Genomic DNA, 9,806 nt, shown 5'->3' on the forward strand with positions numbered 1-9,806 from the left:
CGCGCTGCCGGAGAACACCATCTCCTCGTCATCGTGCGACAGCGCGAGCGGCAACTCCTCCCAGTGCACGAGGTCCCGGCTCACCGCGTGCCCCCAGGAGATGTCGCCGAAGGAGTTGCCGTTCGGGTTGTGCTGGTAGAAGAGGTGGTACTCGCCCTTGTAGTACACGAGACCGTTGGGGTCGTTCATCCAGTTCTTCTGTGGAGTGAAGTGGAACTGGGGCCTGTGGGTCTCGGTGTACGCCGGGGCGGCGGACTGTGGGGTGAGCGGGACCGCCGACAGGGCGCAGACGGCCAGCACCGTCGCAATCCGTATGCGGGCATGCCGGGATACGCGTACGCGGCTCATAGCGGCTCCTTGTCCCGCGGCCGTCCACGCAGCGGTGACGGAGAAACCCCGCGCGACGACCGAGAAGTGCACCCCGGCCCGACGAAGGCTCCCCGCCGTCACCCGAGGATGTCATCGTCGGCTCGTGTCATCGATGACAGTAGTTGCTCGATTATGAGCCGCGGTCAGGTGGCCCCGTCAACATGCGGAGGGGTGACCGCCGTCCTGTCCGCGGCCGTGCCCACCGGCGGGCGCCGCCAGGCTGCCGGCCGGTCGCCGGTGCGCTTTCCCGGCCGGCAGGGCGGATCAGCGCAGTCCGGCGAAGAGGTCGTTCTCGGGTACGGCCGCGCCGGTGGCGTCCTGGACCCGTACGAAGGTCTCCATGCCCATCAACTCGCCGAACCTCTCCTTGCCCATCTTGAGGAAGAAGATGTTCTCGCCCTGACTGGCGTGCGCGGCCAGCGCGTCGAACTTCTGGCCGCTGAACGCGGTGGTGTCCACCCACGTAGTGATCTCATCGTCGGGGAGGCCGATCTCGGCCATCGCGGCGGCCTCGGCAGGATCCGGCTCCGGCATGTCCGGATGAAACTCGCGCATGATCTCGCCGAACCGCCGCATCATCGAGCGGGGCATCGTGGTCCAGTACACCTTCGGGGCCAGGGTGGTCATCTCCAGCGCCGCCATCGTGATGCGGTGGGCCTGGATGTGGTCGGGGTGACCGTAGAAGCCGTTCTCGTCGTAGGTGACGACCACATCAGGCCGGTAGTGCCGCATGAGCTCCGCGAGCCGGGCCGCGCCTTCCTCCACGGGGGTCTGCCAGAAGGACCCGGGGGCGTCGTTGCTCGGCCAGCCCATCATCCCGGAGTCGGCGTAGTCCAGCATCTCCAGATCGCTGACCTTCAGGACGTCACAGCTCGCCTTGAGTTCTTGACGGCGCATCAATGCGACGGCTGCCGGATCGTGCCCGGGGTCGCCGGGCTTGACACCCCCCGGCCCGTCACCGCAACCGCCGTCGGTACACGTCACGAGAACCGTGCGGATGCCTTCCGCCGCGTACCGCGCGAGGACCCCTCCGGTTCCGGTGGCCTCGTCGTCGGGGTGGGCGTGTACTGCCATGAGCGTCAACGGCCGGTCGGTCATGAAGAAGTCCTCCTGCAGAAGTAAGTAATGGTCCGGGTGCGGGGCGGGCCGGCCGCCATCCTGCGGTCCGGGTCCTGGTCCGGACGATCTTGAAGCCTCGTGAGTCCCCCGCCCGTGCGGCACTTGCCCCTCGGTCGATGCAACCGCGCCGACCGGGCCGGCTGTTCCCTTGCGGCCCCGCACCGCGGGGCCTGGCCGGTCCACCGGTCGCGCCCGGCCCGCAACGCATCCGGCTCGTGGAGAACCACCTCCGACAGCAGGGGCACTTCGGCGGCACCGCGGAGCGCCCCTGCTTCAGGACGCCGCCAGGGCCGTGTCACTTCCTCCAGAACAGGTGATGCGTCACCCCGCTCGGGCTCGGCACGACATCGCAGTGGAAGCGGTCGAGCAGTTCGTCGGGGGACTCCCACAGCCGTGAACCGGCGCCGAGCACCACGCCGGGCGAGACCGCCACATGCAGGGTGTCCACCAGGTCGGCGTCGAGGAACTGCCGGATGGTGGCCGCCCCGCCGCCGAGCCGGACGTCCTTGCCCTCCGCCGCCTCGCGGGCCAGTTCCAGGACGCCCGCCGGGTCGCCTGCGACGAAGTGGAACGTCGTGTCCGAGAGCGTGAACGACGGACGTACGTGGTGGGTCATGACGAACACCGGCGTGTGGAAGGGGGGTTCCTCACCCCACCAGCCCTTCCAGTCATGGTCCTGCCAGGGGCCGCGCTGGGGGCCGAACTTGTTGCGGCCCATGATCTCGGCGCCGATGTTGTTGGTGAAGTCCCGGGTGAGGTAGTCGTCGAGGCCGCGGCTCCCACCGGGGTCGGTGCGGTTGGGCCAGCTCGCCGTGGCGCCGGCCCAGGCGAACATCGTGCCGGGGTCGGCGTGGCCGAACGGCCGCTCCAGGCTCTGGCCCTCACCGGCACCGAATCCGTCACTCGAGACGTTGAAGTTCTGCACTCGCAGTAGCTGGGGCACGGCACTCCTTCTGTGGTCGAGACGAGAGTTGGACCGCTCGGGCCGGTGAAACTCATCGGCGACCCGCGCACCACCGCGTCATCCGGCCTGCCCCACCACGTGGTCGATCACCTGCTTGAAGTCCGCTTCGGGGGAGAACTCAACGAGCTCGGTGTCCTCCAGGGCGAGTGGGACGTGGCCGGGCGCCCAGTAGTACGCCTGTCCCGCCTCGTACTCCTCCTCGCCAGAGGGCGTGCGCATCCTGACGCGGCCCTTGAGCAGATAGCCCCAGTGAGGGCACTGGCACGCGTCGTCGGGCAGGCCCTTGAGGGCCGGGCCCATGTCCGTCCCCTGAGGCAGGCTGATGTAGCTCACCGACATGCCACCGCCGATCGGCATGTTGCGTACCTCCACGCCGTCGCCGCCGAGGGCGACGGGTACGTCGTTCCGGGTCGCCGCCGTCATGACTCCTCCGCTCACCGAGGAAACGGACCTCCTCCTTCCACACTGACCCGCCGGACTGCCTCCCGCGACATCACGATCCGGTCAAGAGGTGACCCGGGGGTCTTGCCTTACCGCCGTGTAATCGATTCCATCCACCCGTCGATGTAATCGATTCCACGACCGATTTCACGAGCGATTCCACGAGCGCCGCCGATCAAGGGCGAGTGCTCCCATGACTGATCCACAAGGAGGTGGAGCGGCGGTGGCCAGCATCAAGGACGTCGCTGCCGAGGCCGGCGTCTCCGTCGCCACGGTCTCGCGCGTCCTGAACGACCACCCGTCGGTCAGCGCCGACGCACGCACCCGCGTGCTGGCCGCCGTCGAGACCCTGGGCTACCGCCCGAACGCCGTCGCCCGCTCGCTGCGCACCGACCAGACCCACACCCTCGGCCTGGTCATCAGCGACGTGATGAACCCCTACTTCACCGAGCTGGCCCGCTCCGTCGAGGAGGAGGCCCGTGCGCTCGGCTACAGCGTCATCATCGGCAACGCCGACGAGCGTCCGGACCTCCAGGACCACCACGTACGCACCCTCCTGGACCGGCGGATCGACGGGCTGCTCGTCTCCCCCACGGACGGCGGCTCGCCGCTGATGCTGGACGCCGCGCGGGCGGGGACGCCCATGGTCTTCGTGGACCGGTGGATCCCGGGCGTGGAGGTGCCGGTCGTGCGGGCGGACGGGCAGGCGGCCGTGCGGGATCTCGTGGCGCATCTGTACGGGCTCGGGCACCGGCGGCTCGCGATCATCGCGGGGCCGGCGGCGACCACGACCGGCCGGGAGCGTGTGGACGCCTTCCGGGAGGCGCTCGCCGCGTACGGGCTGGAACTGCCCGGCGCCTACATAGGGCAGGGCGATTTCCAGGCGGAGAGCGGCCGCCGGGTCACCGAGGGCTTCCTCGACCTGGCCGAGCCGCCCGAGGCCGTGTTCGCGGCCGACAACCTGATGGCGCTCGGCGCGCTGGACGCCGTACGCGCGCGTGGCCTGCGCGTGCCGGACGACATCGCGCTGGCCGCGTTCGACGACATCCGGTGGTTCGTGCACACCGATCCGCCGGTCACCGCGATCGCCCAGCCGACCGGCGAGCTGGGGCGGGCCGCCGTACGCGCGCTGGTCGACCGCATCGAGGGACGGCCGGGCGAGTCCGTCACCCTTCCCGCCCGGCTGGTCGTACGCCGCTCCTGCGGCGAGAACCCCACCCCAGTGCAAAGGAGCACGTCGTGAGCGACGCGGACGAGTTGCTGCGCATCGAGGGCATCCGCAAGACCTTCCCGGGCGTGGTCGCGCTGGACGGCGTCGACTTCGATCTGCGCCCGGGCGAGGTGCATGTGCTGCTCGGTGAGAACGGCGCGGGCAAGAGCACCCTCATCAAGATGCTCTCCGGCGCCTACACCCCCGACGCCGGGCGGATCCTGGTCGGCGGCGAGGAGACGCGCATCCAGGGCGCGCAGGACTCCGAGCGGCTCGGGATCGCCACCATCTACCAGGAGTTCAACCTGGTGCCCGATCTGACGGTCGCGGAGAACATCTTCCTGGGGCGGCAGCCGCGCCGCTTCGGGGTGATCGACCGGAAGCGGATGGAGGCCGAGGCGGCCGTCCTTCTCGAGCGGGTCGGTGTGAACGTGTCGCCCCGGGCGCGGGTGCGGGAACTGGGCATCGCCCGCCTGCAGATGGTGGAGATCGCCAAGGCGCTCAGCCTGGACGCGCGGGTCCTGATCATGGACGAGCCGACCGCGGTGCTCACCTCCGAGGAGGTCGAGAGGCTCTTCGCGATCGTGCGGAAGCTGCGCGAGGACGGCGTCGGGATCGTGTTCATCACCCATCACCTGGAGGAGATCGCCGCCCTCGGGGACCGGGTGACCGTCATACGGGACGGGAAGAGTGTCGGTCAGGTGCCCGCCTCCACCCCGGAGGACGAGCTCGTACGGCTGATGGTGGGGCGCTCGATCGAGCAGCAGTACCCGCGTGCACGGGCCGACCGGGGTGCCGCGTTGCTCACCGTCGAGGGGCTGACCCGGGACGGTGTCTTCCACGACGTCAGCTTCGAGGTGCACGCCGGCGAGGTCGTCGGCGTCGCGGGGCTGGTCGGCGCGGGGCGTACGGAGGTCGTCCGGGCCGTGTTCGGGGCGGATCCGTACGACAAGGGGGCTGTGAAGGTCGCCGGTTCCGATGTCCCGAAGTACGACGTCAACGCGGCCATGACCGCGGGCATGGGGCTCATCCCGGAGGACCGCAAGGGGCAGGGCCTGGTGCTGGACGCGTCGGTCGAGGAGAACCTCGGGCTGGTGACGCTGCGGTCGGCCACGCGCGCGGGCCTGGTGGATCTCAAGGGGCAGCGTGAGGCCGCCGAGCGGATCGCGAAGCAGCTCGGGGTGCGGATGGCGGGCCTCGGCCAGCACGTGCGCACCCTGTCCGGCGGCAACCAGCAGAAGGTCGTCATCGGCAAGTGGCTGCTCGCCGACACCAAGGTGCTGATCCTCGACGAGCCGACGCGGGGCATCGACGTCGGCGCCAAGGTCGAGATCTACCAGCTCGTGAACGAACTCACCGCCGCCGGCGCTGCCGTCCTGATGATCTCCAGCGATCTCCCGGAGGTGCTCGGCATGAGCGACCGGGTGCTGGTGATGGCCCAGGGGCGGATCGCCGGTGAGCTCTCCGCCGACGAGGCGACCCAGGACGCCGTGATGGCCCTCGCCGTCAGCACTCCCACTCCCACTCCCACGACAACGACCACGACCACGACCGGAACGACCGGAACGGAGGCCTCCGGTGGCCACTGACACGCTCAAGAGCACGACGGGCGCGGGTGGCGCCTCGGGCGGCCTGCGCCGTCTCCTGCTCGACAACGGGGCGCTCACCGCGCTCATCGTCCTCGTCATCGCGATGTCGGCGCTGTCCGGCGACTTCCTGACGGCGGACAACCTCCTCAACGTCGGCGTGCAGGCGGCCGTGACCGCCATCCTCGCCTTCGGTGTCACCTTCGTGATCGTCTCGGCGGGCATCGACCTGTCGGTCGGCTCGGTCGCCGCGCTGTCGGCCACGGTCCTGGCGTGGAGCGCCACCTCGGCCGGCGTCCCGGTGTTCGTCGCCGTGCTCCTCGCCATAGCGACGGGCATCGTCTGCGGCCTGGTCAACGGCATCCTGATCTCCTACGGCAAGCTGCCGCCGTTCATCGCCACGCTGGCCATGCTGTCCGTGGCGCGCGGTCTGTCCCTCGTCATCTCCGAGGGCTCCCCGATCGCCTTCCCCGACTCCGTCTCCCACCTCGGCGACACGCTCGGCGGCTGGCTGCCGGTGCCGGTCCTGGTGATGATCGTGATGGGCCTGATCGCCGCCTTCGTCCTGGGCCGGACCTACATCGGCCGCTCGATGTACGCGATCGGCGGCAACGAGGAGGCCGCGCGGCTGTCCGGGCTGCGCGTGAAGAAGCAGAAGCTCGCCATCTACGCCTTCTCCGGCATCTTCGCCGCCGTCGCCGGTGTGGTGCTCGCCTCCCGTCTCTCCTCCGCGCAGCCCCAGGCCGCCGACGGCTACGAGCTGGACGCGATCGCCGCGGTCGTCATCGGCGGCGCGTCCCTCGCGGGCGGTACGGGCAAGGCGTCCGGCACGCTGATCGGCGCGCTGATCCTGGCGGTGCTGCGCAACGGGCTGAACCTGCTGAACGTCTCCGCGTTCTGGCAGCAGGTCGTCATCGGTGTCGTCATCGCGCTGGCGGTGCTGTTCGACACGCTGCGGCGCAAGGCGGGGGCGACCCCGGTGGCGGCCGGCACCGGCGGCCCGAAGGGCAGGCAGGCGGTGACGTACGGGCTCGCGGCCGTCGTCACCGTCGCGATCGTCGGCGCCACGTCCTTCCTGCACAACGGCTCCTCCGCCGCGAGCACCCCGAAGATGGGCCTGTCGCTGTCCACCCTCAACAACCCCTTCTTCGTGCAGATCCGGGCGGGCGCCCAGGCCGAGGCAAAGCGGCTGGGCGTGGACCTGACCGTCACGGACGCCCAGAACGACGCCTCCCAGCAGGCCAACCAGTTGCAGAACTTCACCAGCTCCGGACTCGGCGCGATCATCGTCAACCCGGTGGACTCGGACGCGGCGAGCAACTCGGTGAAGGCCGCCGACCAGGCGAAGATCCCGGTCATCGCCGTCGACCGCGTCGTCAACGACGCCAGGACGGCCACCCTCGTCGCCTCCGACAACGTGGCCGGTGGTGAGCTCGCCGCCAAGTCCATCGCCGACAAGCTGGGCGGCAAGGGCAAGATCGTGATCCTGCAGGGCCAGGCGGGCACGTCCGCGGCCCGGGAACGCGCCGAGGGCTTCGCGAAGGGGCTGAAGGCCTACCCGGGCATCCAGGTGGTGGCCCAGCAGCCCGCCGACTTCGACCGCACCAAGGGCCTCGACGTGATGTCTAACCTGCTGCAGGCCCACCCGGACGTCCAGGGCGTCATCGCCGCCAACGACGAGATGGCGCTCGGCGCGATCAAGGCCCTGGGTTCCAAGGCCGGCACGTCGGTCTCCGTGGTCGGCTTCGACGGCACGCCTGACGGACTGAAGGCGGTCGAGGGCGGCACGCTGTACGCGTCCGTGGCGCAGCAGCCGACGCAGCTCGGGAAGATCGCGGTGGACAACGCGCTGCGGGCGCTTCAGGGCAAGAAGGTCGAGGAGACGGTGAAGGTGCCGGTGAAGGTGGTCACGAAGGAGAACGTGGCCGGCTTCAGCGGCTGACCGGCTGACATCGGGGAACGGCGGGCGGTCGTCCACAGCGTGTGGGAACCGCCCGCCCATGTCACTCACGTGGGGAGACAACTCATGTACGACTACGACCTCCTGGTCGTGGGGTCGGCCAACGCCGACCTGGTGATCGGCGTCGAGCGTCGGCCCGGTGCCGGCGAGACCGTGCTCGGCTCCGATCTGGCCGTCCATCCGGGCGGCAAGGGCGCGAACCAGGCGGTCGCGGCCGCCCGGCTCGGTGCCCGTACGGCTCTGCTGGCCCGGGTCGGCGACGACGCGTACGGCAGGCTGCTGCTGGACTCGCAGCGGGAGGCCGGTGTCGACACGGTCGGTGTCCTGGTGGGGGGCGCGCCGACCGGGGTCGCGCTGATCACGGTCGACCCGTCCGGGGACAACAGCATCGTCGTCTCACCGGGCGCGAACGGCCGGCTGACCCCGCAGGACGTGCGCGCCGCCGCGTGCCTGTTCCAGAGCTCCAGGGTGGTCTCGACGCAGTTGGAGATCCCGCTGGAGACGGTAGTGGAGGTGGTTCGGAACCTGGCGCCGGACAGCCGCTTCGTCCTGAACCCCTCCCCGCCGCGCCCCCTGCCGCGGGAGCTGCTGGCGGCGTGCGACCCGCTGATCGTCAACGAGCACGAGGCGAAGGTGATCCTGGGTGGGTCCGCCGTCGGGGACAGTCCCGAGGACTGGGCGCGGATCCTGCTCGCGAAGGGCCCGCGGTCGGTGGTGGTGACGCTGGGCGCGGAGGGCGCGCTGGTGGCCTCCGCGGAGGGCGTCCGGCGGATCCCGTCCGTGAAGGTGAGCGCCGTGGACACGACCGGCGCGGGCGACGCGTTCACCGCGGCGCTGGCCGTCCGGCTGGGGGCGGGCGAGTCCCTGGCGGAGGCGGCGGCGTACGCGGCCCGGGTCGGGGCGGTGACCGTGACGAAGGAGGGCGCGCAGGTGTCGTTCCCGTCGGCCGCGGAGGTCGCTGCCCTGTGAAGAAGACCGGAATACTCAACCGCCACCTCGCCGGGGCGCTCGCCGAACTGGGCCACGGGGACGGGGTGCTGGTGTGTGACGCGGGCATGCCCATCCCCGACGGGCCCCGGGTGGTGGACCTGGCCTTCCGGGCCGGGGTGCCGACGTTCGCGGAGGTACTGGAGGGGCTGCTGGAGGAGCTGGTGGTCGAGGGGGCGACGGCGGCGGACGAGGTTCGGGAAGCGAACCAGGAGGCTTCGGCGCTCCTGGAGGGGCACTTCCCCTCGCTGGACCTCGTCCCGCACGAGCGGCTCAAGGAGCTGTCGGCCGGGGCCCGGCTGGTGGTCCGCACGGGCGAGGCACGGCCGTACGCGAACGTGCTGCTGAGGTGTGGGGTTTTCTTCTGACGCCCCGAACGGTTTCGAGGGAGCCCGGTCCGTCGACCAGGCCCCCTCGGCTTTTCCCCTCCCGTCAGGAGCCCCCGCGATCCCCCCGGATCCCCCTCCAGAAGTCCTGACACCGAGTACGACACACCTGGGGCGGAAAGGGTTGCACGGCAAAGTAAGAAATTCTTCCGGACCGGCTGCCCGCAGCGGCGTACGCTGTGCCCTATGGTGCTTTATCAGGCCAAGAGGGGACATAAGGGACGGGAAACGCGGGGAACGTCGAGCGGTCCGAGCCTCCCTGTGTTCGTCGACTCCTCCGGTCGCCGTGCGCGGAACCTGCGGCGCATCGGCTACGCACTGGCCGGCTGTGCGGCCACCTACCTGACGGTGCTCGGCCTGAGCCTGATGGGAGCAACGCCCTTCGCTCCCGGGACGATCCTGCCCGGCGACATGGCAGCTCCCGCCGCGCCGGGACCCCGCACCCCGGACGGTGCGCCCCTGGCGCCCGGCGAGCCGCCGACGTGGGACCGCTCGGGGCCCGGCGATCTTCCGGACACCGGGCCGAGCGGCCTGCTCATTCCGCAGTTCACCGCTCCCGGCCCGCCCATCGCCCCGCCCCTGGTGCCCGGCCTCCCACCGGCCGGCCAACCGGCACCTGACGGGAACCCACCGCCCGGCGCACCCGCGCCCGAGGGGAGCCCGTCCCCCGGCGAACCGGCGCCTCCCGGCACGTCGGAACCGCCCGGCACGCCGGAACCGCCGGCGCCGACGACACCGGCGCCACCCCCACCGGCGCAGCCCACGCCCCCCGACGCCCCTGCCG

At 70.9% G+C, this 9,806-nt stretch carries 9 protein-coding genes and 1 pseudogene; 6 read left to right on the forward strand and 4 right to left on the reverse strand.

The features are described 5' to 3' along the window. The 4 genes and pseudogenes from IE97_RS39010 to IE97_RS0137615 form a co-directional block, all read right to left on the reverse strand. Nucleotides 1-348 (reverse strand): annotated as a pseudogene (locus IE97_RS39010) (glycoside hydrolase family 32 protein); the annotation flags it as partial. A gap of 285 nt (nt 349-633) precedes the next feature. Next, entirely contained in the window at nt 634-1,467 is an 834-nt protein-coding gene (locus IE97_RS0137605) for a PIG-L family deacetylase (RefSeq protein WP_030252007.1), read from the reverse strand. Between the two features lie 316 nt (nt 1,468-1,783). Continuing rightward, on the reverse strand, nt 1,784-2,431 hold the full coding sequence (locus IE97_RS0137610; protein ID WP_030252010.1) for a dihydrofolate reductase family protein: 648 nt from the start codon (nt 2,429-2,431) through the stop codon (nt 1,784-1,786). 78 nt (nt 2,432-2,509) lie between these two features. Further along, nucleotides 2,510-2,875 carry a hypothetical protein gene (locus IE97_RS0137615; protein WP_030252013.1) on the reverse strand — a complete coding sequence of 122 codons (366 nt, stop codon included), beginning with the start codon at nt 2,873-2,875 and terminating at the stop codon, nt 2,510-2,512. A 241-nt stretch (nt 2,876-3,116) separates the two neighbouring features. On the opposite strand from IE97_RS0137615, the gene IE97_RS0137620 reads away from it, so the two are divergent. The 6 genes from IE97_RS0137620 to IE97_RS43370 form a co-directional block, all read left to right on the forward strand. Continuing rightward, on the forward strand, nt 3,117-4,136 hold the full coding sequence (locus tag IE97_RS0137620) for a LacI family DNA-binding transcriptional regulator (RefSeq protein WP_030252019.1): 1,020 nt from the start codon (nt 3,117-3,119) through the stop codon (nt 4,134-4,136). Next, nucleotides 4,133-5,692: a sugar ABC transporter ATP-binding protein gene (locus tag IE97_RS0137625; protein WP_030252022.1), complete on the forward strand. Its 1,560-nt coding sequence runs from the start codon at nt 4,133-4,135 to the stop codon at nt 5,690-5,692. The genes IE97_RS0137620 and IE97_RS0137625 overlap by 4 nt, the downstream gene beginning before the upstream one ends. Beyond that, the gene (locus tag IE97_RS0137630; protein ID WP_030252025.1) at nt 5,682-7,631 is read left to right on the forward strand and encodes a substrate-binding domain-containing protein; all 1,950 of its coding nucleotides are present in this window, start codon (nt 5,682-5,684) and stop codon (nt 7,629-7,631) included. The genes IE97_RS0137625 and IE97_RS0137630 overlap by 11 nt, the downstream gene beginning before the upstream one ends. Nucleotides 7,632-7,715: 84 nt before the next feature. Then, nucleotides 7,716-8,618, forward strand: coding sequence for a ribokinase (locus tag IE97_RS0137635; RefSeq protein ID WP_030252028.1), 903 nt, complete (start codon nt 7,716-7,718; stop codon nt 8,616-8,618). After that, on the forward strand, nt 8,615-9,004 hold the full coding sequence (rbsD, locus tag IE97_RS0137640) for a D-ribose pyranase (protein WP_030252031.1): 390 nt from the start codon (nt 8,615-8,617) through the stop codon (nt 9,002-9,004). The genes IE97_RS0137635 and rbsD overlap by 4 nt, the downstream gene beginning before the upstream one ends. 279 nt (nt 9,005-9,283) lie before the next feature. Continuing rightward, on the forward strand, nt 9,284-9,806 hold a 523-nt coding region (locus IE97_RS43370; protein ID WP_078603544.1), incomplete at its 3' end, for a hypothetical protein.

This window comes from Streptomyces sp. NRRL S-455, from assembly GCF_000717875.1.
Classification (GTDB): domain Bacteria; phylum Actinomycetota; class Actinomycetes; order Streptomycetales; family Streptomycetaceae; genus Streptomyces.